The 26,324-nt window shown below is 67.8% G+C and carries 15 protein-coding genes; 12 read left to right on the top strand and 3 right to left on the bottom strand.

The window, feature by feature from the left end; all coding sequences use genetic code 11:
* Positions 1 to 200: 200 nt before the first annotated feature.
* The 6 genes from ACT86A_RS01870 (at position 201) to ACT86A_RS01845 (ending at position 18,192) form a co-directional block, all read left to right on the top strand.
* Positions 201 to 13,499, top strand: coding sequence for a non-ribosomal peptide synthetase (locus ACT86A_RS01870; protein ID WP_445090191.1), 13,299 nt, complete (start codon positions 201 to 203; stop codon positions 13,497 to 13,499).
* On the top strand, positions 13,496 to 14,482 hold the full coding sequence (locus tag ACT86A_RS01865; protein ID WP_445090190.1) for an ATP-binding cassette domain-containing protein: 987 nt from the start codon (positions 13,496 to 13,498) through the stop codon (positions 14,480 to 14,482). The genes ACT86A_RS01870 and ACT86A_RS01865 overlap by 4 nt, the downstream gene beginning before the upstream one ends.
* The gene (locus ACT86A_RS01860) at positions 14,479 to 15,297 is read left to right on the top strand and encodes an ABC-2 transporter permease (protein ID WP_445090189.1); all 819 of its coding nucleotides are present in this window, start codon (positions 14,479 to 14,481) and stop codon (positions 15,295 to 15,297) included. Before ACT86A_RS01865 ends, ACT86A_RS01860 begins: the two co-directional genes overlap by 4 nt.
* On the top strand, positions 15,297 to 16,115 hold the full coding sequence (locus ACT86A_RS01855; RefSeq protein WP_445090188.1) for an ABC transporter permease: 819 nt from the start codon (positions 15,297 to 15,299) through the stop codon (positions 16,113 to 16,115). The genes ACT86A_RS01860 and ACT86A_RS01855 overlap by 1 nt, the downstream gene beginning before the upstream one ends.
* Positions 16,116 to 16,472: 357 nt before the next feature.
* Positions 16,473 to 17,888: a recombinase family protein gene (locus tag ACT86A_RS01850; protein WP_445090187.1), complete on the top strand. Its 1,416-nt coding sequence runs from the start codon at positions 16,473 to 16,475 to the stop codon at positions 17,886 to 17,888.
* 58 nt (positions 17,889 to 17,946) lie between these two features.
* The gene (locus ACT86A_RS01845) at positions 17,947 to 18,192 is read left to right on the top strand and encodes an HNH endonuclease (RefSeq protein WP_445090186.1); all 246 of its coding nucleotides are present in this window, start codon (positions 17,947 to 17,949) and stop codon (positions 18,190 to 18,192) included.
* A 31-nt stretch (positions 18,193 to 18,223) separates the two neighbouring features.
* Here the strand turns inward: ACT86A_RS01845 and ACT86A_RS01840 are convergent, their stop codons facing one another.
* Both ACT86A_RS01840 and ACT86A_RS01835 read right to left on the bottom strand, forming a co-directional pair.
* Entirely contained in the window at positions 18,224 to 18,628 is a 405-nt protein-coding gene (locus tag ACT86A_RS01840; protein WP_445090185.1) for a DUF6941 family protein, read from the bottom strand.
* Positions 18,629 to 18,700: 72 nt separating this feature from the next.
* Positions 18,701 to 18,841, bottom strand: coding sequence for a hypothetical protein (locus ACT86A_RS01835; protein WP_445090184.1), 141 nt, complete (start codon positions 18,839 to 18,841; stop codon positions 18,701 to 18,703).
* Positions 18,842 to 19,204: 363 nt separating this feature from the next.
* Here ACT86A_RS01835 and nrdF point away from each other — a divergent pair, with 363 nt between their 5' ends.
* The 3 genes from nrdF (at position 19,205) to cutA (ending at position 21,172) form a co-directional block, all read left to right on the top strand.
* Positions 19,205 to 20,191, top strand: a complete 987-nt coding sequence (nrdF, locus tag ACT86A_RS01830) for a class 1b ribonucleoside-diphosphate reductase subunit beta (RefSeq protein WP_445090183.1) — start codon at positions 19,205 to 19,207, stop codon at positions 20,189 to 20,191.
* A 99-nt stretch (positions 20,192 to 20,290) separates the two neighbouring features.
* On the top strand, positions 20,291 to 20,749 hold the full coding sequence (locus ACT86A_RS01825) for a hypothetical protein (protein ID WP_445090182.1): 459 nt from the start codon (positions 20,291 to 20,293) through the stop codon (positions 20,747 to 20,749).
* Between the two features lie 96 nt (positions 20,750 to 20,845).
* A complete protein-coding gene (gene cutA / locus ACT86A_RS01820) occupies positions 20,846 to 21,172 on the top strand; it encodes a divalent-cation tolerance protein CutA (RefSeq protein ID WP_445090181.1) in 327 nt (108 codons plus the stop codon).
* Positions 21,173 to 21,284: 112 nt separating this feature from the next.
* Here cutA and mgtE read toward each other — a convergent pair whose 3' ends face one another.
* The gene (mgtE, locus tag ACT86A_RS01815) at positions 21,285 to 22,652 is read right to left on the bottom strand and encodes a magnesium transporter (RefSeq protein WP_445090180.1); all 1,368 of its coding nucleotides are present in this window, start codon (positions 22,650 to 22,652) and stop codon (positions 21,285 to 21,287) included.
* A 723-nt stretch (positions 22,653 to 23,375) separates the two neighbouring features.
* Here mgtE and ACT86A_RS01810 point away from each other — a divergent pair.
* The 3 genes from ACT86A_RS01810 to ACT86A_RS01800 are packed head-to-tail and all read left to right on the top strand — an operon-like array spanning position 23,376 to position 26,198.
* Entirely contained in the window at positions 23,376 to 24,458 is a 1,083-nt protein-coding gene (locus tag ACT86A_RS01810; protein WP_445090179.1) for an ABC transporter substrate-binding protein, read from the top strand.
* On the top strand, positions 24,455 to 25,315 hold the full coding sequence (locus ACT86A_RS01805) for an ABC transporter ATP-binding protein (protein ID WP_445090178.1): 861 nt from the start codon (positions 24,455 to 24,457) through the stop codon (positions 25,313 to 25,315). Before ACT86A_RS01810 ends, ACT86A_RS01805 begins: the two co-directional genes overlap by 4 nt.
* The gene (locus ACT86A_RS01800; RefSeq protein ID WP_445090177.1) at positions 25,308 to 26,198 is read left to right on the top strand and encodes an ABC transporter permease; all 891 of its coding nucleotides are present in this window, start codon (positions 25,308 to 25,310) and stop codon (positions 26,196 to 26,198) included. The genes ACT86A_RS01805 and ACT86A_RS01800 overlap by 8 nt, the downstream gene beginning before the upstream one ends.
* The last annotated feature ends 126 nt before the right edge of the window (positions 26,199 to 26,324 follow it).

The following is a 26,324-nucleotide window of genomic DNA, read 5'->3' as shown; positions in this document are numbered from 1 at the left end:
TGATCGGCACAACCCGCCCCACGACCCGGACAGTGCTGTCCGGGTCGCGCAGTGTGCGCAATACCCCCGCAGCGCCGACCGCACCGGGTCAGAATTGACTTGCCGCGTGCTGCGCGGCGACAGGTACTACCGCTTACCGCGCGGTGGCTACGAGCGGTCACTCCTGGTAGCCCGACCGCGGTCAGAACGTAGGACACGTCATGCAACAGCCTTCCCTTTCGGCCAAAGATACGGACACAGTTCTTCCCGACGGGGCCTTCGCCCTGTCGGCAGCGCAGCGTGGCATCTGGTTCGCCCAGCATGTCGCCGGCGCGACTCCGATATCGATCGCGCAGTACGTCGAACTGAACGGACCGATAGATCTCGACCTGCTCGAGCAGTCGGCACGCCGGGCCGGACGTGAATTCGGCACCGGTTATCTGCGCCTGATCGAGGTGCAGGGGCATCCGTTCCAATTCGTCGACACCACACTGGACGACAGTCTGGACACCATCGACTTCCGCGCCGAACCCGACCCGGAAGCCGCCGCCCACGCCTGGATGCGGGCGGAGTACGAGGCCCCGCTGGAGCTGACCCGTGACCGGCTGGTGCGCATCGCCATGCTGCGTATCGCGCAGCAGCGCTGGTTCTGGTATTCGCGGGTCCACCACATCGTGCTCGACGGCATGGGCGCCCTGACCGTGGTGCAGCGCACCGGCGAGCTCTACAACGCCGGTATCGCGGGTCGCGAGCCGGCACCGGCGAAAGCGGAGGATCTGCGCCGAATCGTCGAGGCGGATCTGGCCTACCGCAGTTCGGATCGATTCCTCGCCGACCGGGAGCACTGGCTCGCCCACCTGGACGGCATGACCGACCCGGTGAACCTGGCGGGCCGCACCGCGGGCGTGGACGGACACCCGATCCGGGTCGAGGGCGACCTGCCCGCCGACACCGCGGGGATGCTCGCGGCTGTCGCCGAACAGGTGTCCTCCGGCGTCGCGCCCACCGTGGTGGCGGCCTTCGGCGCGTACCTGTCCGCGATGACCGGTTCACCGGAGGTCGTGCTGAGTCTTCCGGTCTCGGCGCGCACCACCGCGACGCTGCGGCGTTCCGGCGGCATGATCGCCAACGTGGTCCCGCTGCGGCTGCGGATGACGCCGACCACGACGGTGGGCGAGGTGATCCGGGCCGCCCAGAGCGAGCTGACCGGGGCGCTGCGCCGGCAGCGCTATCGCCAGGAGGACATCTTCCGCGATCTTGGGTGGCCGATGGACGAGGCCGGGTCGTTCGGCCCCTCGGTGAATCTGATGATGGTCGAGACCAGGATTCAGCTCGGTCCGGTCACCGGCCGGCTGCACGTGCTGACCTCCGGCTTGATCGACGACCTGTTCGTCAATCTGTATCCGGGCGTCGGCGGCGAGAGCACGCATATCGACTTCCAGGCCAACGGCAACCTCTACTCCGACACCGACCTGGCCGCACAACACCGCCGGTTCCTGTCGTTCCTGCACGGCTTCCTCGCCGCGGGTCCGGATGCGCCGCTGATCACCCTCTCGGTGCTGTCCGACGACGAGCTCGCGCGGTACGCCCCCGCCCGCGGTGCCGCGGGCGTCGCACCGCGCACGCTTCCCGCGATCCTGGCCGCCGGCGCTGCCCGTGATCGGCAGGCGACGGCGTTGGTCGAAGGCGCGACCGCGCTGACCTACGGCGAGGTCGACGACTACACCAATCGGCTGGCCCGGGTGCTGATCGCGGCGGGCGCCGGACCGGAGCGCACCGTCGCCATCTCGATTCCGCGTTCGATTCGGTCGGTGCTGGCGACGATCGCGGTGGCCAAGACCGGTGCGGCGTTCGTGCCGATCGACCCGACTTATCCGGCCGACCGGATCGAGCACATGGTGGGCGACAGCGGGGTCGTCGCGGGGGTAACGGTCGCGGCGGCGCGAAAGTCGTTGCCGAACCGGGTGTCCTGGCTGACTCTGGACGACGAGCGCACCGAGCAGGCCTTGGCCGAGCAGGACGGCGCGGCGATCATCGATGCCGAGCGAACCGCCGCGACGCACCCGGACCAGGTCGCGTACATCATCTACACCTCCGGGTCCACCGGGCTGCCCAAGGGGGTCTCGGTCACGCATCGCGGGTTGGCGAATCTGGTCGCGAGTTCCGGCGCCGGTTTCGGAGTCGACGCGGATTCGGTTGTCGCCCATGCGGTATCGCCCAGTTTCGACATCTCGGTCGAGGAAATTCTGGTCTCGCTCGCGGCCGGCGCGACCCTGGCGGTGGTGCCGCCCGCCGCGTACGCGGGCGAGGAACTCGCGCAGGTGCTGCGCGAGCATCGCGTCACCCACCTCAACGTGACTCCGGCCGTGGTGGGATCTCTGGACCCGGCGACCCTGCCCGATCTGCGCACCGTGATCGTCGGCGGCGATGCCTGCCCGCCCGAACTCGTCGCGAAGTGGTCGGGCCGCGCCTTGTTGAACGGCTACGGCCCCACCGAGACCACCGTGACCGTCACGCTCAGCGCCCCTTTGGCGCCCAACGCGCCGGTCAGCATCGGCGGTCTCGCCCGCGACGTGTCGGCTGTCGTTCTGGATCCGTGGCTGCGGCCGCTGCCGCCGGGCACCACCGGCGAGCTCTACCTCGCCGGCCCGGGCGTGGCGCGCGGCTATCACCGGCGCAATGGGCTCACCGCGGACCGTTTCGTCGCCGATCCCTACGCGACGGGCGAGCGGATGTACCGCACCGGCGATCTGGTGCGCTGGGTCGAGCGCGACGGCCGGATCGAGCTGGAGTACCAGGGCCGCAGCGACTTCCAGGTGAAGGTGCGCGGCTTCCGAGTCGAATTGGGCGAGATCGATGCCGCCCTGCAGCGGCAGCCCGACATCGATTTCGCGCTCACCCTTGGCGTCGAAACGGCCACGGGCGCTACCGCATTGGTGTCCTACGTGCTGCCGAAGCTCGATCGCGAAGTGCTGCCCGAAGCACTGAAAGCGGCTGTCGGAGAATCGCTTCCGGCATACATGGTGCCCGCCGTCGTGATGGTGCTCGACAGCCTCCCGCTGACCCCGCTGGGCAAGGTGGACCGCAAGGCGCTGCCCGCACCGGAGTTCGGCGCACGCAGCGCCCCGAGCAGGCCGCCGTCCACGCCGCGCGAGCAGACGCTCGCCGCGCTGTTCGCCGAGGTTCTCGGCCTGGACGCGGTGGGCGTCGACGAGAGCTTCTTCGCGCTCGGCGGCGACAGCATCATCTCGATCCAGCTGGTGTCGCGCGCCAAGGCGGCCGGGATCGGGTTCAGCGCGCGGGATGTCTTCGAGCGCAAGACCGTCGCGGCACTGGCCGCGGTCGCCACCGAGGTGGCGACCGGGGAGGTGCACGAACTGCCCGGCGCCGGGGTCGGTGCGGTGGAACTTACGCCGATCGTGCACGCGATGCTCGACCAAGGCGACACCTGGCGGCGGTTCGCCCAGGCCGTGCTGATCGAGTTGCCTGCCGGAATCGAGCGCCCCGCGCTGCTCGCGGCGGTGCGCGCGCTGGTCGACCGGCACGATCTGCTGCGCTCGACGCTGCGCCGCGCCGGCGACGGCTGGAGCTGGACGGTCGCCGGCCCCGGCGCGGTGGCGGATGACCTGCTCGAGGTCGTCACCGCCGAGGCCGACATCGAGGCGACCTGCGAGCGCGCGTTGCAGCACGCCGCCGACCAACTCGACCCGGAGACCGGCGTCGTCGCGCGCTTGGTGTGGATCGAGCGCGCGGACGCCGCACCGCTGCTGTGGCTGGTGCTGCACCATCTGGTCACCGACGGCGTCTCCTGGCGCATCCTGCTGCCGGATCTGGCCGCCGCCGCCCTGGGCGGCGAGCCGGCGCCGGTCGGCACCTCGTTCCGGCGCTGGGCGCACGGGCAGCGCGAGCACGCCGCTACCCGGATCGCGGAACTGCCACTGTGGCAACGCATTCTGGCCACACCCGACCCCGCGCTCGGCGCGGCGCCGATGAACCCCGAACTCGACGTGGTGGCCACCATGGCGCACCTGACGACGGTGGTGCCGCCGCAGATCGCGCACTCCGTACTCACCACCGCACCGGACCGATTCCACTGTGGCGCCGACGACGTGCTGCTCGCCGCGCTCGCGCTGGCGGTGGGCCGCTGGCGCGGACGGACCTCGGCACTGTTCACTTTGGAGGGCCACGGCCGCGCGGAGTCCATCCTGCCCGGCGCCGACATCGCCCGCACGGTGGGCTGGTTCACCACCGTCTACCCGGTCGCCGTCGACCTGAGCGGGATCGATCCGGCGGACGCGTTCGCCGGTGGAGCCGCCGCGGGCGCTGCTATCAAGGCAACCAAAGAGCAGTTGCGGACGCTGCCCGACAAGGGCATCGGATTCGGCATGCTGCGCTACCTCGTTCCGGAGACGGCGGCGGTGCTCGCGGACGCGCCCACCCCGCAGATCAGCTTCAACTACCTCGGCCGCGCGAGCACCGGCGGCGACGCGCAGCCCTGGCTGCCGCGCCGGTTCGCCGCGACCCAGGACGATCGCGGCCCCTTGGCCGCGGCGGTCGACATCAACGCCGTACACACCGATTCCGGTTTCGAGGTGACCTGGGGCTACGCCGCACGCCTGTTCGACGAGGCGGACGTCGCCGAGCTCGCCGCGCTGTGGACGCAGGCCCTCGGCGCGCTCGCCGAACACGCCGAATCCGCCGGCTCCGGCGGCCGCACCCCCTCGGACTTCGATCTGGTCGCCGTCACCCAGGCCCATATCGACACCTGGGAGCGCGACTACCCGAATCTCATCGACGTGTGGCCGCTGTCTGCCTTGCAGTACGGTCTGCTCTTCCACGCGCTGTACGACTCCGACACCGCCGACGGCTACACCGTGCAGTCGCTGCTCACCCTGGCGGGCACCGTGGACTCGTCTCGATTGCGCCGCGCCGCACAGGCTTTGGTGACCAGGCACGAGAACCTGCGCGTCGCGTTCGTCGAAACCGACGATGGTCCGCGCCAGCTGGTCGTGGCCGACGCCGAGATCGAATGGCACGAGGTGGATGTCACCGGCATCGCCGACGAGGGCGAGCGCGATCGCGAGATCGACCGGTTGATCGCGGTGGACGCGCGCACCCGATTCGAGCTCACGCGTCCGCCACTGCTGCGCTGCACACTGCTGCGGATCGCTCCGGACACTTACCGTTTCCTGCTCACCAACCACCATTTGGTGCTGGACGGCTGGTCGACACCACTGCTGGTGCGCGAGTTGCTCACCCTCTACGTCACTGATGGCGACGCTTCCGTGCTGCCGCCCGCGCATTCCTATCGCGAGTTTCTGAGCTGGCTGCGAACCAGGGACGACGCGCAATCGCTGGCCGCATGGGCCGATTCGCTGGCCGGCGTGGATACACCGACCCGTGCGGTGCCCAGCTTGGCCGGCATCGAATCCACCGAAACCGGGATAACGTCGGTGGATCTGTCCCGCGCCACCGTGGCCCAGCTGGAGACGGCGGGCCGGGAAGCGGGCGCGACGGTGAACACCCTGGTGCAGGCCGCGTGGGCGATGCTGCTGGCCATGCTGACCGGCCGCACCGACGTGGTGTTCGGCGGCACCGTGTCGGGCCGGCCGCCGGAGCTGGGCGGAGTCGAGGAGATGGTCGGCCTGTTCATCAACACGCTGCCGGTGCGAGTGCGGCTGGATCCGGCGGAGAAAGTGACCGACCTGCTCGCCCGGGTGCAATCCGAGCAGGCGCGACTGCTGGATCATCAGCACATCGGCTTGGCCGCCATCCACCAGGCGGTCGGCCTGCCCGAATTGTTCGACACCCTGACCGTCTTCGAGTCCTACCCGATCGACCGCGCGGCGCTGTCGCAAGCGCTGGACATCGCGGGCATGCGGGTGCTGGATGTGGAAGGCACCGACGCGACGCCATATCCGCTGAACCTCATGGTGATTCCGCTACGCGGCGCAGACGGTCGGGACACGCTGCGGATCACGCTGAAATACCTGGCCGACCAGCTTGCTCCCGACGCGGCCCGGCCACTGCTGGATCGCTTCGTCCGGCTGCTCACCCAGATCGCCGACAACCCGCGCGCACTGGTTTCCCAGCTGCAGTATTGCGACGACACCGAACGCGCGGCGCTGCTTCCCGTGCACGGCCCGGAATCGGCCTGGTCGGCCACCTTGCCCGAGCTGTTGACCGCGGGCGCGCGGATCAATCCCGCCGCGATCGCGGTCAGCGCCGGTGAGCTCACCATGACCTACGGCGAACTCGACGCGTGGTCCAACCGCTTCGCCCGCGTCCTGCTGCGCCGCGGTGTCGGGCGTGAGGTATTCGTCGTGCTCGCGCTGACCCGATCGCTGGAATCGGTGGTCGCGGTGTGGGCGCTGGCCAAGACCGGCGCCGCGTTCGCTCCGCTGGACCCGAACTACCCGGTGGAGCGCATCGAGCACATGCTCACCGACTCCAAGGCGCCGATCGGCGTCACCGTCACGGTGACCGGCGAGAGCCTGCCCGGCACCATCGACTGGCTGCTGCTGGACGACCTCAACACCATCCGCCGGGCGATGACGGTGTCCGACGCGCCGATCACCGACGCCGAGCGCGGCGGACCCATCGACCTCGACCAGACCGCCTACCTGATCTACACCTCCGGCTCCACCGGCAAGCCGAAAGCGGTCCTGCTCAGCCATCGCGGTATCGCGAACCTGGTTGCCGCACAACGGGAAACACTCGATCTCGACCACACTGCCAGCGCGCTGCAGGTGGCCTCGCCCAGCTTCGACGCCTCGGTGTTCGAGCTGCTGACCGCGCACGGCGCCGGCGGCCGGCTGGTGGTGTCGCCGCCGGACGTCTACGGCGGCGCGGAACTCGAGCGTTTGCTGCGCACCGAGCGGGTCACCCACGCGGTGATCACGCCCTCGGCGCTGGCCACCATGGAACCCACCGGCCTGGACCACCTGCGGGTGCTGTCGGTGGCCGGCGAGGCGGCGACCCCCGAACTGATCGAGCGCTGGGCGCCCGGCAGGCGCATGGTGAACCTGTACGGTCCCACCGAGTTCAGCATCTGGGCGACCGGACCCGGCGAGCTCGTCCCCGGTGCACCCATCACCATCGGCGGACCGATCCGCGGCGCCGCCACGATGGTGCTGGACGCCTGGCTGCGGCCGGTGCCGGTGGGCGTGCCCGGTGAGCTGTATCTCGCGGGTCCCGCGCTGGCGCGCGGCTACTTCAACCGGTTCGAGATGACGGCGAGTCGTTTCGTCGCCGACCCGTTCGGCGAAGCCGGCGGGCGGATGTACCGCACGGGCGACATGGTGCGCTGGGTGGCCGGGCCCGACGGCGGCGAGCAGCTGGAATACCTGGGCCGCAGCGACTTCCAGGTCAAGATCCGCGGCCTGCGGATCGAGCTGGGCGAGATCGACGCGGTGCTCTCCCGCGACGACGAGGTCGACTACGCGGTCACGATCGGGCGCACCGGTCCGGCCGGGACCACCGTCCTGGTGTCGTACGTCTTGCCGGCCGAGGGCGTGCGGCTGGACGTCGAGCGGCTGCGCGCCCAGGTGGCCGCCGAGCTGCCGGGGTACATGGTGCCCGGCTACTTGATCGTCTTGGACTCGATTCCGCTCACTCCGGTCGGCAAGCTGGATCGCAAAGCCCTCCCGGTGCCGGACTTCGCGCAGACACACCGTCCCTACCTCGCGCCGCGCACGCCGGTCGAGCAGGCCGTGGCCACGGTGTTCGGCGACGTGCTCGGGCGCGAGCGGGTCGGTACCGATCAATCGTTCTTCGAACTCGGCGGCAACTCGCTGAGCGCGACCAGGGTGGTGGCGCGGGTGAACACGGCGCTCGGCTCGCGGATCGCGCTGCGCGATCTGTTCGACGCGCCGACGGTGGCCCAGCTGTCCGCCCGAGTCGTGCCGGCGACGAGCGGAGCGACCGGCCGGTTCGCCCTCGCGCCGCGAATTCGTCCGGACCGCGTCCCGCTGTCGCCCGCGCAGCAGCGCATGTGGGTGCTCAACCGGATGGATCCGGCCTCGTCCGCCTACAACATCGCGGTGGCGCTGCGGCTGACCGGTAACTTGGATGTCGACGCACTGCGCGCCGCCCTCACCGACGTGGTCGAGCGGCACGAGAGCCTGCGCACGCTCTATCCCGCGGACACCGACGGGCCGCGCCAGGTGGTGCTGGACGCCGAGGTGACCACGCCCGCGATGCCGGTGCTGGACACCGCGGACGGTGCGGCGCTGCGCGCCCGCATCGGCGAGCTGGCCGGCACCGGATTCGACCTGGCCACGCAAGCACCGCTGCGCGTCGGCCTGTTCCGGCTGCACCCATCGGCGGAGCCGCCCACGGGTGCCGCGCCGGTGTTGTCGGGCCCGTGCACCGCAGACGCACCGGTCGCGTCCGCACCGACCGGGACCGCCCCGGTCTCGTCGAGTTATGCGGCCGGGCCCGAAGCGATATCGGCGACTGCGCCGGTGCACGTCGTGGTCTTGGTGGTGCACCACATCAGCGCGGACGGCGCCTCGATGGCGCCGCTGGCCGCCGACCTGGCCGCCGCGTACACGCAACGGTCCAGCGGCGGACACGCCACCCGCGCCCCACTGCCGGTGCAGTACGCGGACTTCGCGCTCTGGCATCGCGAGGTGCTCGGCGACGAGACCGACCCGGAATCGACCGCCGCGCACCAGATCCGGTTCTGGCGCGAAACCCTCGCGGGCGCGCCCGATGTGCTGGAACTGCCGTCGGATCGTCCGCGGCCGGCGGTGCAGACCATGCACAGCGCCGATGTCGGCTGCACCGTCGACGCCGAAACACACGCCGCGCTGCTGGAATTCGCCACGGCACAGCGAGTCAGCCCGTTCATGGTCGTGCACGCCGCGCTCGCGGTACTGCTCGCCCGGCTCGCCGGCACCGACGACGTGCTGATCGGCACCCCGGTCGCCGGTCGCGGCGAGGAGGCGCTCGACCAGCTGGTCGGCATGTTCGTCAACACCCTGGCGCTGCGCACGCCGGTCGATCCCGCGATCGACTTCGCGACTTTCCTGGACACCGTCCGGTCCACCGACCTGGACGCCTTCGCCGCCGCCGACGTTCCGTTCGAGCGACTGGTCCAAATGCTGGACCCGGCCCGTTCCACCGCGCACCACCCGCTGTTCCAGGTGTCGCTGTCGTTGCAGAATTTCGTCGAACCGGTGTTGGAGTTGCCCGGCGTGCGTTTCGAGGTGGAGGATTTCGACCGCAATGCCGCCCAATTCGACCTGACCCTGGATCTGCGCGAACGGTTCAGCGAGAGCGTCCCGGCAGGCATCGACGGTGTGCTGACCTACGCGACGGATTTGTTCGACGAGGCGACGGTGACCTCGTTCGCTGCCCGGTGGCGACGCGTGCTGACGACCATTCTCGCGCGACCCGACGTACGCATCGCCGACATCGACATCCTCGACGACGCCGAACGCGCGACGTTGGTGCCGGTACGCGGTCCCGAAACCGCCCCAACGACAACGCTTCCGGGCCTGTTGACCAGGACCGCACAGCAGCACCCGGACCGGCCCGCCATCGTCGCCGGCGAATACACCACCACATACCGGGAGATCGACGCGCACGCCAATCGCCTCGCACGCATTCTGCTCGAGTCGGGCGCGGGCCCGGAAACCGTAGTGGCGCTGGGGCTTCCGCGCTCGGCGGAACTGCTCACCGGCATGTGGGCCGTCGCCAAGGCCGGTGCGGCGTTCCTGCCGGTCGATCCGAAGCATCCGATCGACCGCATCGACCACATGCTCACCGACTCCGGCGCGCGGCTCGGCCTCACCCTCGCCGCGTACCGCCCGCTGCTGCCCGACAGCACGAATTGGCTGGTGCTCGACGACCTCGCCCTCGTGGAACGCTGGGGCGCCGCGAGCAGCCACGCGCCGCACGAGCGCGACCTGCCCCGCCCCATCCGGCCGGACAATGCGGCGTGGCTGATCTACACCTCCGGTTCCACCGGCACGCCGAAAGGCGTCTCCGTCTCGCATCGCGGCCTGGCCGATCTGGTTGCGGCGCAACAGTCGTCGCTGCGCCTGAACGAGCATTCCCGGGTGCTGCAAGTGGCGTCGCCGAGTTTCGACGCGTCGGTGTTCGAAGCGATCATGGCGTTCGGCTCCGGTGGCGCGTCGGTGGTCGCGCCGCCGGACGTGTTCGGCGGCAGCGCGCTCGCCGAGTTGATCGACGCCGAGCGGGTCACGCACATGGTGATCACCCCGTCCGCGCTGGCCACCCTCGACCCCGCCGAGGTGACCAGCGTTCGGGTGCTCGCGGTGGCCGGTGAGGCGGTCGGCGCCGAACTGGTCGAACGCTGGGCCATCGGCCGCACCATGGTCAACCTGTACGGTCCGACCGAATCCACCATCTGGGCAACGGGTTCGGCGGCGCTCGAGCTCGGGTTGCCGGTGTCGATCGGCACCCCGGTGCAGGGCGCTGCCGTGCTGGTCCTCGACGACCGGTTGCGCCCGGTCCCGGTCGGCGTGGCGGGCGAGCTGTACCTCGCCGGGCCCGCCCTGGCCCGCGGCTACCACGCCCGAGCAAGCCTGACCGCCGCGCGCTTCATGGCCGACCCGTTCGGCGCGCCGGGCGAACGGATGTACCGCACGGGTGACCTGGTGCGCTGGATCCGCACCGCGGCCGGACTGGAGCTGGAGTACCTGGGCCGCACCGACTTCCAGGTCAAGGTGCGTGGCCAGCGTATCGAGCTCGGTGAGATCGATGCGGTACTCGGCCGCGCCGAAGGGGTCGATTTCGCGGTGACGCTCGGCGTGCCCGGCCCCACCGGGGCGACCGCGCTGGCCGCCTACCTGGTCCGCGCACCCGGGTTCGACCTCGACGTGGCGCGGGTGCGCGCCTTCGCCGCCGACATCCTGCCCGGCTACATGGTCCCCTCGGCGTTCGTCGTGCTGGACGCGATCCCGCTCAACGCGGTCGGCAAGCTGGACCGCAAGGCGCTGCCCGTCCCGGAATTCACCGCCGACCGTACCGAGTACCGCGCGCCGTCCACGCCGACCGAGCAGCAGCTGGCCACGATTGTCGGCGAACTGCTGGGGATCGCACGAGTCGGCGCCGACGATTCCTTCTTCGCACTCGGCGGCGACAGCATCCTGGCGATCCAGCTGGTGTCGCGGGCCAAGCAGCACGGCATCACCTGCACTCCGCTGCAGGTGTTCGAGCACCGCACCGTGGCGGCGCTGGCCGCGGCGGTCGAGGCCGCCGGCACGGCGGTGACGCTGGACGAACTGCCCGGCGGCGGGATCGGCGAACTGCCGCTGCCGCCGATCGCGCACTACATGCTGCAGCGCGGCGGGAACTACGACCGCTTCGCCCAGACCGCCGTGCTGGAGCTGCCGGTGGGCATCGAGCGCGCGCAGATCGTCGCAGTGCTCACCGCCGCGGTGGATCGGCACGACATGCTGCGCGCCCGGCTGGCCACCGATGCCGATGACGGCCCGCGCATCGTGGTCGGCCCGCCCGGCTCGGTCGAGGTGGACGCGCTGGTGCACCGCGTCGAGTTCGACGCCATCGAGCCGATCGAACTGCACGAATTCGCCATGACCGAGCTGGACGCCGCCGCGAACCGGCTCGATCCGGGAACCGGCACGCTGCTGCAGTTCATCTGGCTGGACCCGGTGGGCGCCGCGGGCGCACGCACCGGCCCGGGGCGGCTGATCGTGCTGGCCCACCACCTCGCCATCGACGGCGTGTCCTGGCGCATCCTGGTTCCGGACCTGGTGGCCGCCTGGGCCCAGGTGTCGGTCGGCAACACGCCGGTGCTCGCGGAGCCCGGGACCTCGATGCGACGCTGGGCGCACGCGCTGGCCGAGCAGGCGCGCTCCGAACCCCGGCGCGCCGAGTTGGCCTACTGGCGCGACGTTGTCGCCGGACCCGACCCGCTGATCGGCGGCCGGGAGCTGGACCCCGCGCTCGACAACACCGGCACGCTGCGCATGGTGGAGCGGGAGGCGTCCGCGGAGGTCACCGCCGCGCTGCTCACCACCTTGCCCAGCCTGTTCCAGGGCAGCGTCAACGACACGCTGCTGGCGACCCTCGCCTTGGCGCTGGTGCGGTGGCGCGACACCGAGCCGACGGCGCTGCTTCGACTGGAAGGCCATGGCCGCCAGGAAGAAGTCGTCCCCGGCGCCGACCTGTCCCGCACCATCGGCTGGTTCACCAGCATCTACCCGGTGCGCCTCGACCTGACGGGGATCGACATCGACGACGCGCTCGTCGGCGGACCCGCGCTCGGCGCGGCGATTCGCGCCGTGAAGCATCAGCTGCTCGCGGTGCCGGACAAGGGCATCGGGTTCGGCCTGCTGCGCTATCTCGACCCCGAGAGCGCGCGGCAGCTCCCGCAACGCCTCCCAGGGCGGGTCGGCTTCAACTACCTCGGCAGGTACTCCACCGGCGACATCCCGGCGGGTCTGGAGGGCTTGGGCTGGCTGCCGACCGACGATCTGGGGGACGTGCACGTCGCCGAACATCCCGACGTGCCCTTGCAGTCGGCGATCGATGTGAACGCCGTCGTGATCGGCGACCACTTGCGCGCGAGCTTCGGCTTCCCCGCGACCCTGCTCAGCGCCGACGAGGTCGCCGAGCTGGCCGATCTCTGGGTCGAAACGCTCAGCGCCGCAGCTCGTTACGCGCAGACTCCGGCGGCCCGGACCGCGGCCGAGGAGGAGGCCGCGGCCATCGCGCCGCCGGCCACTCCGGCTGCGGGCGGTCTCGGACTGGACGTCGTCCTGCCGATCCGGCTCGGCGGCGACGAACCCGCCCTGTTCTGCATCCATCCCTCGTCCGGGATGGCATGGACATATCTGGGATTCGCCGACACGCTGGCCCCCGGCCGGCCGATCTACGGCCTGCAGGCCCCTGATCTCAGCGGCCACGAGCCACCCGCGCGCTCGATCCAGGAGTTCGCCGACCGCTATGTGCGCGAGATCCGCCGCCTGCAACCGGAAGGTCCATACCACCTGCTCGGCTGGTCCTTCGGCGGGCTCATCACCCAGGCCGTGGCGACCGAGCTGAAGCGCGACGGCGCCGACGTCGGCGTGGTCGCGCTGCTGGACGCCGACACCGCCGATATCGACGGCGACAGCATCGAGCGGCTCACCGCGGGCTCGTTCATCAGCACGTTCGGCTCGGTGTTCGGCATCCACGACGTGCCCGCCGAAGCGACCGCGCAGCAGGCGGCGGACCTGATCCGGGAACGGCTCGGCGGTGTCTCGCTGGTCGACGCCGCCACCCTGGAGCGGATGGCCGGGTCGTACAACGCCGCCGCACGCACCAGAACCGGCTATCGCCGCCCGGTGTTCGATGGCGACATCGTGTACTTCAGCGCGACCGTCGACACCTCCGACATCTTCGGTCCGGACGGCTGGCGTCCGTACGTGACCGGCGAGATCATCAACCACGACATCGAGGTCACGCACGACGAACTGACCGCGCCGCAGGTGCTGCCGGTCATCGCGCGCGTGCTCGAGGCACATTTGGGAGGCCGAGGATGAGCTTCGATCAGGGAGTCGTCGTCGAGGGAATCGAGAAATCGTTCGGCCCGGTCCGGGCCTTGCGCGGAGTCGACTTCGCGGCGCAGCCGGGCGAGGTGCTCGGCATCCTCGGGCCGAACGGCGCGGGCAAGACCACCACGGTGAATATTCTGTCGACCTTGATCCGCCCGGATCGCGGCCGTGCGCTGGTGGGCGGGCACGACGTGGTCGCCGACCCGGCGGCGGTGCGCCGCGGCATCATGCTGACCGGCCAGTATGCCGCGCTCGACGACATGCTCAGCGGCTACGAGAACCTGGTGATGTTCGGCAGGCTGATGGGCCTGCGCAAGCGGGCCGCCCGCGCCCGCGCCGACGAGCTGCTCGCCGAATTCGATCTCGAGCGCGCGGCGAGCCGCCGGGTCGGCACCTACTCCGGCGGTATGCGCAGGCGCATCGACATCGCCTGTGGTCTGGTCGTGCGCCCGGATGTGGTGTTCCTGGACGAACCGACCACCGGACTCGATCCGCGTAGCAGGCAGGGCGTCTGGGACCTGGTGTCCGGCTTCAAGAAGGCGGGCATCACCACCCTGCTCACCACCCAGTACCTGGAGGAGGCGGACGCGCTCAGCGACCGGATCATCGTCATCGACCACGGTGTGGTGATCGCCGAAGGCACCGCCGACGAACTGAAGTCACGGACCGGAGGCAGCTACTGCGAGGTGGTGCCGCAGGATCTGAACGACCTGCCCGCCATCGCCGCGGCGCTGGGCTCGCTGGTGCCGCAGGAGAACCGAGCCGTGCTCAGCGCCGAATCCGACCGGATTTCCATCCCGGCGCCGGACGGCGCGAAGACGCTCGCCGAGGCGCTGCGCCGGCTCGACGGCTCGGGCCTCGAGCTGCTGGACATCGCCCTGCGCCGCCCCTCGCTCGACGACGTTTTCCTGAAGCTCACCGGGCATCTGGCGACGGTGGAGCAGACCGCCCAGCCGGAGGTCGTGTCGTGACCGCCGGGACGTGGCTCGCCCCGACCCGCGCTACGCCGCTGCGACCACAGCAGTGGTGGGTGCTCACTACCCGGCTGATCGCGCCGTCGGTACAAAGCGGCGAGGTGCTCACCTCGGTGCTGGCACCCGCGGCGTTCACCGCCAGCTTCTACATCCCGCTGAAGACCGTGATGACCTTCTCCGGCACGGGTTTCAGCAGCTACGCCCAGTTCATGATGCCGCTGGTGGTGCTGCAGGCCGCAGCGTTCACAGCGGTCTCGGCGGCATTCCGCGCGGCCACCGATTCGGTCGCCGGACTCAACCGGCGCTTCGGCGCGATGCCGATTCCGCCGCTGGTTCCGGTCGCCGCGCGCATGTCCGGCAATCTCTTCCGCTTCGCCATCGCGCTGATCACCGCGCTGGTCTGCGGCCACGTCATCGGATTCCGCTTCTATCTCGACACCGCGCACACCACCGGCTTCGTGCTGTTCTCCTTTCTCATCGGGCTCGCGCTGATGCTGGGCGGCGACGTGATCGGGACGGTCTCGCGCAACCCGGAGGCGACCGCGCAGGCGCTGGTGCTGCCGCCGCTGATCTTCGGCATGCTGTCCACGGGCTTGGCTCCGGCGCATCAGTTCCCCACGTGGGTGCAGCCGTTCGTGCGCAACCAGCCGGTCTCGCAATGGGCCATCGCCTTGCGGGCATTCGCCGGTGACACCGGGCCGAATGCCGGCCAGGTGACGTGGTCGCTGCTGGCCCCGCCGTTGGCATGGGCGATCGGGATCTTGATCATCTGCGTTCCGCTGTCGATGCGGTTGAGCTCGAGGAGGGCGTGATGGCACTGCCGGCCGATCGCAGGGGCGAGCTGATCACCGGCTCGGAAATGTCGATGTCGGCACTGGCGCGGCACACGCTGATCCAGACGCAGCGATTGCTGCTGCGCTGGGCGCGCAACCCGGTCACGCTGCTGGAGACGCTGATCATCCCGTGCCTGCTGTTGATCATGCTGAACACCGTGGTCGGCCGGCAGATCCAGAAATTCACCGGCGAGAGCGCGCTGTACGGATCGGTGCCGATGGTCGCCCTGGTCGCCGCCGTGTCCGGGGCCGTGGCGGGCGGCATCCTGCTCGGCAGGGAGCGCGACGCGGGTCTGCTCGCCCGCTTCTGGGTGCTTCCGGTGCACCGCGCCTCCGGTCTCGCCTCCCGCATCCTCGCGGAGGGGTGCCGCATCTTCGTGTGCGCCCTCGCCGTCATTCTGGTCGGCTACCTGCTCGGGTTCCGCTTCCACCAAGGCGTCGGGGCGACGATCGTCTTCCTGGCCCTGCCGGTGTTCTTCGGGCTGGCCTTCGCCACCATCGTCACCGCGGTCGCCGTCTTCACCGCGAAAGCGACGCTGGTGGAGGCGATCACCATCCTCACCTCGTTGATGATGTTCTTCAGTACCGGCTTCGTTCCGCTGGTCGCCTTTCCGAAGTGGATTCAGCCCGTGGTCCGCAACCAGCCGATGTCGGTGGCCGTCGACTCCATGCGCGCCCTCGCCTTCGGCGGGCCCCTGGCCCGGCCGCTCACCCTGACGTTCGCGTGGTCACTCGGCGCGATCATCGTCTTCGCCGTCCCCGCGGCCATCGGCTACCGCCGCGCCAGCAGGCGATGAGCTTTTCGCTTCGCGGGTTGTCCGGCCGCGAGCTGCCCGCCCGGCGCCCGGATCGCCGGCACGTCGATGGTGATCGGCAGCCGCGCCCAGGCACGGACCGATGTGGGCCCCGGCGGGGGCGTGCCGCACAATAGGGAGCCGCGCGCGGCGCGTCCCGGCACTCTTGCACCCGGACATCTGCCGCGGCGGCACAAGGTGTTGTGCTACGCGGACTTGTCACCCCCAAGGAGTAGTGTTCCAGGGAGAAGACATTCCGTGCCGACAGCGAGCTGGACGAAAGGCGTGAAGGCAGTATGAAACTGATCGATCGGGCGTCGTTACTCATATAAGTTGTACACCATGGAGCAAGGGTTACGGGTGGTCGGCAGAATCCGCATCAGCCAGCAAACAGAGGAGTCGACCTCTGTAGAGCGTCAGCAAGAGATGATCCGCAAGTGGTGTGACATGCACGGTCACACTCTCGTGGGATGGGCCGAGGACATCTCGGTATCGGGATCTCTCTCCCCCTTCGAGACGAAGGGTTTGGGACCGTGGCTCACGGTCGAGCGCGTGGACGATTATGACGCTCTGGTCGCGTGGAAGCTCGACCGCTTCGGCCGTCGAGCCATCCCACTTAACGCGCTGTTTGGGTTCTGCATGGACCACAAAAAGACGTTGGTCTGCATCTCCGACAACATCGACTTGTCGACGTGGGTCGGTCGACTTGTCGCGAACGTCCTCGCGGGTGTCGCGGAAGGTGAACTTGAAGCGATCCAAGAGCGAGTGAAATCCAGCCGGGAGAAGCTTCTCCGTGACGGACGCTTCGCTGGGGGCGCGATCCCGTACGGATTCGAGAAGTACAAAGCGGATGTCGGATGGAAACTCCGACCACATCCTGAGCAGTCCAAGACCATCTTGAAGATGGTTTCTCTGGTACTGAGCGGGATGTCTGTCTCCGAAGTGGCCCACACCCTCACCGAGGAATCCGTACCGACCTCTAAGGGCAAGTCGAAGCGATGGGACTCGGTAACGGTATGGCAGATCCTCACCAAGCGTTTGCTACTCGGCCACGCCACCAAAGATAACCAGACCTGCCGAGACGAGGATGGGGAGCCGATCTACCTCTCTGACCCAATTCTGAGCATCGAGACCTGGGACCAACTACAGACCGCACTAGACGCGCGGCGTCTTCCCCAGGCCACCCAAACTCGCAAGCCGTCGCGGCTGCTCGATGTGGCGAAGTGTATGGATTGCGGAAACAACTACTCCATCCGCCAGCACACCAAGAATGATCACGTGTACCGATACTACTGGTGTCGGGGCGACCACCCAAAGGCGCATATCAAAGCAGATGTCCTAGAAAACTTGCTCGAAGAGACTTTTCTGAGCGAATGGGGGCACCTGCCTGTCAAAGAGAAGGTCTACATACCGGCAACCAATAATGGAATGGAACTGAGCGCCGCCAAGAGCGCCATCGAAGACCTGTCCGGGATGCTCGTCGGACTCAACTCCACCGCCGCCCGCGAACCGGTAATGCGCCAGATTGCCACCCTGGATGAAAAGATCACCCGACTAGAAAAGACGCCATCGCGCCCCGCATCCTTCGAATGGCGGCCGACGGGCAAGACCTACAGTCAAGTATGGGTAGCGTCCGAGTGGCCCGAGCGTCGTCAGCTGCTGCTTAAGTCGGACATTACCGTCCACGCGCGCAATATCAACGCCCTCGAATTCCATCTTTATGTACCTGCTGAGATCACAATGTCAAACAACGTAAAGACCCCTCCTATGGTGTGACTATATTACCGACTTTCGAACGGCAAGCTGCGCGCCCGCAAGGCGGGCCTACCGGCCGATGACATCACCACCGAGCAGGTTCTTAGCCGACTGGGAGCGCCGAGGCATCGCCTCGGACCGGTGCGCCTACTGCGGTGGCGCGTTCGATCACATCGAGCATATGCACCCGTTGAGTCGGGACGGCTCCCCTGGTCACGTCCTGGGGAACCTTGCCCCCTCGTGCGCCGGATGCAACAGCCGAAAAAGTCGATCACACTGGATCGAGTACATAGCAGACCGCGCCCGAGCGGCTGGTCGTCAATGAGCGACACGACGACCAGCCTCTCAGGAATTGATTATGCTGTCGCTCGAATAGTCAGGGGCACAACCGTTCCCGACTCACCCACTTCCACTACGAACGAGTGCCGCCCGCCGCCTACGAAGACAACCGGGATGGGAAGCCAATAGAAACTGTTCTCCCCGTTCGAAAAGTCCGCCGGAAGCTCGAAGTTGAGACCGCTTGCGATCTCGCCGGTTGGGGTTGCGACCTCTCGAATCCGACCAGCTTCGTCCGTGACGACGACGTTCACAGGAGTCGGCTGCCCCTCGTCGTCCGGCCCGCATTGAAGCAGCATCACCAAATTGATCATCACGGGCTGCCGCAGGGGCGCCACGAGGCCGTCAAAGACCCCGCCAAGAACATCTAGTTTGCCTTCCGCAACACGGACATGCTCGGCGAAGAAGGCTCCAGTAACTATCATGGTCCACCTCTCGAACGAAAGTGTGTCGGACCCTAACCTGGGCCATGCAGGCATGGCCCCAGGAGGCCCGGCCTACTTGAACTTCGTGGTCTTCGTGACAGTCGTGACCTTCACGGGAACACTGGTCGTCCGGGTGGAACTGCCGGTCTTGATCCGCACCGGCACGCGGACCGTGCGGGTGGACCGACTGGTGGAAGTGATACGAGTTGCCATGACGACAACCTCTCTAGCGCACGATCGCTATGACCTTTCCACCACTTCGGCACCTATCTGAGGCAAGCCGAAGCCACCATGGGTAACGTGGCGTGTGCATTGTAGGAGATGCACCACGTCAGCCCTCGATCGGCGGAAGACCTTCCCCCGGTTGAGGGCTGCGTCGTTCACCGAGACAGACACTACCCCTAGTGGGTGACAGACTCGAACACCACGACATGTTGCGAGTCACCTCAATGAAATTTCGTCACTGTAAGTCTTCCTAGGTCCAGACGGGTTAGAGCTTGACAGATTTGCTGACCCGCGAGGTGTGGCCGCCCGATCCGCCAGGAACCTGAAACGACCTGGGGTTAGGCTCAAGCTATGACAGTGGACGAGACGCGTACAACTAGGGTGATTGACCGGGTGTCGGCCATCAACTGGAATCGGGTGCCCGACGAAAAGGATGCCGAGGTCTGGGACCGGCTGACCGGCAACTTCTGGCTGCCGGAGAAGGTCCCGGTCTCCAACGACATTCCGTCCTGGAACACCCTGACCGCCGAAGAGAAGCAGCTGACCATGCGGGTCTTTACCGGGCTCACCCTGCTGGACACCATCCAGGGCACGGTCGGCGCGGTGAGCCTGATCCCCGACGCGCTGACCCCGCACGAGGAGGCGGTGCTGACCAACATCGCGTTCATGGAGTCGGTGCACGCCAAGAGCTACAGCTCGATCTTCTCCACGCTGTGTTCCACCCGCGAGATCGACGAGGCATTCCGCTGGTCGGAGGAGAACCGCAACCTCCAGCGCAAGGCCGAGATCGTGCTGGGGTACTACAACGGCGACGATCCGCTCCGGCGCAAGGTCGCCTCCACGCTGCTGGAGAGCTTCCTGTTCTACTCCGGTTTCTACCTGCCGATGCACTGGTCGTCGCGGGCCAAGCTCACCAACACCGCCGACGTGATCCGGCTGATCATCCGAGACGAAGCGGTGCACGGCTACTACATCGGCTACAAGTACCAGAAGGGCTTGGAGCTGGTCTCCCAGGCCGAGCGCGACGAGCTGAAGAACTACACATTCGAACTGCTGTTCGAGCTGTACGACAACGAGGTCGAATACACCCAGGACCTCTACGACGAGGTGGGCCTCACCGAGGACGTCAAGAAGTTCCTGCGCTACAACGCGAACAAGGCGCTGATGAACCTCGGCTACGAAGGTCTGTTCCCGAAGGACGAAACCGAGGTGAACCCGGCCATCCTCTCGGCCCTGTCCCCCAACGCCGACGAAAACCACGACTTCTTCTCCGGTTCCGGCTCGAGCTATGTCATCGGCAAAGCCGTGAACACCGAGGACGAAGACTGGGAGTTCTGAGACTTCCTCGATCTCACGCTGCCGGGCGACGGAGCAACCCGCCGCCCGCCGCAGGTCTAAAGACTTGGCAAGAACTCTGAAAAAGTTCAGAATAGTGGCATGGTTACCGAAGTGCAGTGGAGCGAGCTACAGCGCGACCCCAAAGAGGTCGCCAAGCTGGCGGATCAAGGCGCCGTCCGGGTACGGCGTCGCGACGGCGCGCCGCTGCTTCTGGTTCGCGAGGACAACGCGCAGGCAATGTCCGAAGGATCCGTCGCCGCAGCCCGCGCCCTGCGCAATATCTTTGTCCATCTTCCCCCCGATGTCGCTGCGGAATCCCTGCTGGATGAGTTTCCCTGGGTGGATGTGTTGCCGCTAAGCGCTCGAGCACGCTTCGTCACGGACTTCATCCGAGCCTTCACAGCCTCCGCGGAGCTCGGCCGCTGGTCGGTCCTAGCGCAGACCATCCAGGAATGGCGCAGCACAGCGGCGATCTACGCCGATCCTATTCTTGCCCAACAACTTTCCGAACCGATCGACGACGATTTCGGTCCGGTTCCCGAACCAGTGGGGGAATGACGAATGCCAGCCAAGCGGGGTGATCGAGTCGCGCGACCGTGACCAGGTCGAACACTTGATGGCCGAACTGATTCAGACCCAGGGAAACGTGACGACATGGCCGAAGACGAAATCGTAGATGTCTCCATCACCGCCGATGACCCGGTGTGGTTGGCCGAATTCACGCGCAGGCTCATCGCTGACGAACTGGCGGCGTGCGGCAACATCATTCCGGCCATCCGGTCGATCTACCGCTGGGAAGGGCGGATTCACGACGACGCGCAGGCGCTCGTCATCTTGCACACGCGCGCCGGCCTGGTGCCCGCGATCATCGAACGGGCCGACGCCGAGCACCCCGACGAAACTCCCCAAGTCCTCGCGGTTCCCGTAGCCAACGGCCACCCCGGCTACCGGCAGTGGGTGCTGGACTCCACGCGAGGCTGAATCCTAAAAACCCACGGCGGCAACTACGGTCGACGGCTGTGCCGGTCGCTGCTGAACCGGACGCAGCCGTCGCCCGGACGAGCGATCGGACATCGGGAGCGCGCCCGTCCGCTCAGATGCCGAGAACCAGTTTGGCCGTGGTGAAGTAGATGATCAGCCCGGTGGCGTCGACCAGAGTGGTGACCATCGGGGCCGAGACAACCGCGGGATCGATGCGCAGCTTCTTCGCCAGCAGCGGCATGGCGCCCCCGATGGTGGCGGCCCAGCCGCAGATCAGCACCAGCGTGATGCCGACGACCGAGGCGATGCGGGTGCCGACGAACACGGTGCCGATCCCCACGCCGACGGCGGCCAGCAGACAACCCAATACCAGGCCGACCCGGCATTCCCGCCAGATCACCCGGAACAGGTCCGACACCCGGACCTCGCCGACCGCCAGCGCCCGCACGCAGGCGGTGGCGGCCTGCGCGCCCGCGTTGCCGCCCGCACCGATCAGCAACGGGATGAACAGCGCCAGGTGCGCGGCCTGCTGCAAGGTGCTCTCGAAGAAGTCGGTGACGCTCACGGTCAGGGTCGCCGCGAACAGCAACAGCAGCAGCCACAGCGCGCGATAGCGGGCCAGCTGGAACACCCGGGCGGCCATGTAGTGGCCCTCCCACGGCGCGGAACCCGCTTGACGTGCGACATCCTCGCTGTCGGCGGCTTCGATCACCTCGACCGCGTCATCGATCGTGAGTAGCCCGACGAGCCGGTCCTCGCTGTCCACGACCGGGAGGTTGATGTCGTTGGTCTCGCGCATCAACCGGGCGGCCTTCTCCGCGGAATCGGTCGCGCGCGCGAAGGCGGGTTCGGTGACGACCAGCTCCGACACCATCGTGCCCGGCTCGCTGAGTACCAGCTCCCGCAGTTCGACGATGCCGGTCAAGCGCCTGCCCGCGTCGACGACGGGCAACGTGTATACCGTCTCGGCGTTGCCGCCCTTGGCCCGCACCATGCTCAGCGCCTCCGCGACGGTCAGATCGCGCGGAAGCGCCACCACCTCGGGGGTCATGTACTGCCCCGCGGACCCCTCGGGGTAGCCGAGCAGGCTCGCGGTCATCCGGCGCTCGCGTGCGCTCAGCCCGGCCAGTACCTTCTTGGCGACCTTGGCCGGCGCTTCGCGCAGCATGCGGGCCCGGTCGTCGGGTGCCATGCCCTCGACCAGCTCACGGAAACTCTGATCACGCAGACCCTGCAGAATCTGCTGCTGATCCACCGGCTCGAGCTCCTCGAAGACGGCCAAGGCCAGATCTTTGTCGAGCAGGCGGAACGCCATTCCGGCCCGCACCGCGTCCATGCGGGCGAGCTGGTCGGCGATGACGTGCGGCGGGTGGTTGCCGAGCCAGTCGAGCGCGGCGTCCACAGAACGGGTTTCGACGGCATCCTGCAGGGATTCGGACAGTGTCGTCGGACGTACTTCGATGATGTCGGTCTGCGACATGGGAGGACCTCAGCACATGCGGGAGTGAACAGGGAGCGCGAAATGCACACCGCGGGCGCGGCCCCCTGCCGTCGCAGATCAGCTAGGCATGCGAAGGGGCGGCGCCGCGCGGCATTCGACTGGGAGGTTCGCTGCGCATCGCAACCCCACCTCCTTCTCGTCGTCGCCGCGGACTCGGGTATCCGCACCATTCGAATCAACATCCGTGGGCGTCGAAAACGTCCTTGCGCAGCTTACATCGCTACGGAGGCAACGATCACCTCATAGAGGCAACGATCACCTCATAGAGGCAACGATCACCTCATAGTGAGCGCGATAACCGAATCGGTTTTCGCGCACCGTCGCCGGACGATGACTCATCTCCGTCGGAAGCGCAAGGTTTCACGCACCCGGCGTAGAACTGTTGCTCCCACGCCTGGGAACAGGGGACAGTGTGTGCCAAGCGGGCCCTCGAGTCGTAGCTCATGGGTCCTCGCCTACGCCCCAACACAGCTCACGGAGTCTCGAAGTGTCGACAGCCACAGCACTGATCCGCCGTCGCGCGATCGACCTCATGCGCATTCCGCACGGGATCTGTTGCCGCTGATGTAACGCGGCCCGGTTTCCACCGAGTCGCCGCGCCATCCCGACGCCGCCCTTCGCACCACCGTGTCCGGTGGTGTCGCCGCCGCACACCGAGTCCTCGAACTGCACGGCGCCTTCTCGTCTTCGAAAGATCGCAACATGGCCCACCCCTTATCCCCTCGGCGCGTCGCCCGCGTGCTCGCCGCCACCGTCGCCCTGTTCACCGGCCTGTCGGTGCTGACCGGTTGCGGCCAATCCGCGCCCGCCAAGACCGCCGACGGCAAGTCCGTGCTCCGCTATCAAGGCACCACGGGTCAGGTCAGCGCCTTCGAGCTGGCCGAAGATCTCGGCTACTTCTCGAAGATCAGTTTGCATTGGGAAGGTGATACCACCAGCGGCCCCGCCAATATCCAGGCCGCGGCGACGAATCAGGTCGAATTCGGCAGTGCGTTCAACGGCGCTGTGGTGAAACTGATCGCGGGCGGGGCGAAGGTCACCTCGGTGCTCAGTTCCTATGGCGCGGACGAGCAATCGTTCACCGGCTACTACGTGCGTGAGGACTCCGGCATCACCTCGGCACGCGATCTCATCGGCAAGAAGGTCGCCGTCAACACCCTCGGCGCGCACCACGAGTTCATCACCAGGGAGTGGCTGCATCAGCAGGGCCTCTCCGACGAGGAGATCAAGCAGGTGCAGCTCATCGTCGTGCCTCCGGTCAACACCGAGGACGCGATACGTAAAGGGCAGGTCGACGTCGGCGCCCTTGGCAGCGTTCTGCGCGACACCGCCCTCGGACGCGGTGGTCTTCGCGCCCTGTACACCGACAAGGCCATCTTCGGCACAGCCAGCTACGGCACCTATGTCTTCCGCGACGACTACATCGCCAAGAACCCCGAAGCGGTGCAGGACTTCGTGCAGGGCACCGCGCGAGCGACCCGCTGGCTCCAGGTGACGCCCCGCGATCAGGTGCGGGCACGCTTCAACGACATCATCGCCAAGCGCGGCCGCGCCGAGAACGCCAACCTGGTGCCGTACTGGCTGAGTTCCGGAATCCCGGCGCCCGGCGCGGTAGTCGCGGAAAAGGAACTCCAGATCTGGATCGACTGGCTGGTGCGCAACGGCGAACTGCCGAACGGCAAGCTGAAAGCCACGGATCTGTTCACCAACAAGTTCAACCCGTACGCGAACGGCACCTACCAGCCGCAGAGCGGGCCGACCGGCGAGGCGGTGGCGGCGAAATGACCACGACGGCACCGAAACTGTCCCTCACCGGCGTAAACAAGCAATTCGCGGTGCGCGACTCCCAGGAGGAATTCACCGCCCTCCAGGACATCTCGCTGCAACTGCGCGAGGGCGAGTTCCTGGTCCTGGTCGGACCGAGTGGCTCGGGCAAGTCGACCCTGCTCGACCTGCTCGGCGGTCTGAGCAAGCCGACCTCCGGTGAGATCCTGCTGGACGGCAAGCCGATCACCGGGCCCGGCCTGGACCGCGGCGTCGTCTTCCAGCAGTACGCGCTGCTGCCCTGGCGGACGGCACGGGCCAATATCGAGTTCGGGTTGGAGGCCAAGGGGTTACGCCGCAAGGCGCGGCGGGAGATCGCCGAGCACTACCTGGAGCTCGTGGGGCTCTCCGGTTTCGGCGAGCGCTATCCGCATGAACTGTCCGGCGGCATGAAGCAGCGCGTCGCGATCGCGCGCAGCCTCGCGTTCGACCCGGAGGTGCTGCTGATGGACGAGCCGTTCGCCGCGCTCGACGCGCAGACCCGAGAATCCTTGCAGGACGAGCTGTTACGTATCTGGCGGGCCACCGGCAAAACCGTCCTGTTCATCACCCACGGCATCGACGAGGCGGTCTACCTCGGCCAGCGGGTAGCTGTACTGACCTCACGGCCCGGCCGGATCAAAGCCATCGTCGATGTCGAGATCGATCGCGACGCCGGTGGTGACATCCGCTCCTCCGAACGCTTCCGGGACTACCGCCACGAGATCTGGACGCTGCTGCACAGCGAGGTCGAGCGGGCGGCCACCCTGGAACGGGAATCACTGTCGGATCACCCGGCCCATGTCGAATCCACCACCGAGAGGGCGGCCCATGTCTAGTGCAGTTCAGCTCACCGAGCGCCCGATTCAGCAGAGCGCGGCCGAACCGTCCCGTCCGGCCTCGGTGCGCCCGGCGCTCAGCGCGCCAACGTTCCTCGCGACGGCGGTGCGCGCGGTCGGCCGGTTCGCCTGGCTGCTGTTCAAACCGACGATCGTGATCGCGCTTTTCCTGCTGTTGTGGCAGCTCGCACCGACCTTGGGACTGGTGGACGAGGTGTTCCTGCCACCCTTCTCGGTGGTGGCGCAGGCATTCGCCGACCTCGTGGCGAGCGGGGAAATGTGGACGCACCTCTCCACGAGCCTGAATCGTTCGCTGGTCGGATACTCGATCGCGGTGGCTGCCGCTGTTCCGGTGGGTGTCTCGATCGCCTGGTACCGGCCGGTGGCGGACTTCCTCAACCCGATCCTGGAGCTGTTCCGCAACACCGCGGCGCTGGCCTTGCTGCCGGTCTTTATTCTGGTGCTGGGCATCGGCGAGACCTCGAAGGTGGCGATCGTGGTGTACGCGAGCTTCTTCCCGATCCTGCTGAACACCATCACCGGCGTGCGCACCGTCGACCCGCTGCTCATCAAATCGGCCGCATCGCTGGGGTTCTCGCCGCTGCGGCTGTTCCAGAAGGTGGTCCTGCCCGCGGCGCTGCCGGCCATCTTCACCGGCCTGCGGATGGCGGCCGCAAGCTCGATCCTGGTGCTGCTGGCCGCCGAGATGTTCGGGGCGAAAGCCGGACTCGGCTATCTGATCACCGCCGCGCAGCAGAACTTCGCGATCCCGAACATGTACGCGGGAATCGTGGCCATCTCGCTGCTCGGTCTCGGGTTCAACGGGCTGCTGGTCACCCTCGAACGCCGTCTGTCGCGCTGGCGCGTCCCGGCGAACGGGTAACCATGGCCGAACGTTTCGGTGTCCGCGCGCTCGGGACGCGGTCGCCATGACGCCGCTCACCAAGCGACGCGTCGTCGACTACATGCGGTTATACCGCAGCTCTTGTCGCCATGGCCGAATCCCACC

This window comes from Nocardia glycosmidis (assembly GCF_052545115.1).
The sequence above is the reverse complement of the archived record's forward strand: the minus strand, read 5'-3'. Positions and strand labels throughout refer to the sequence as shown.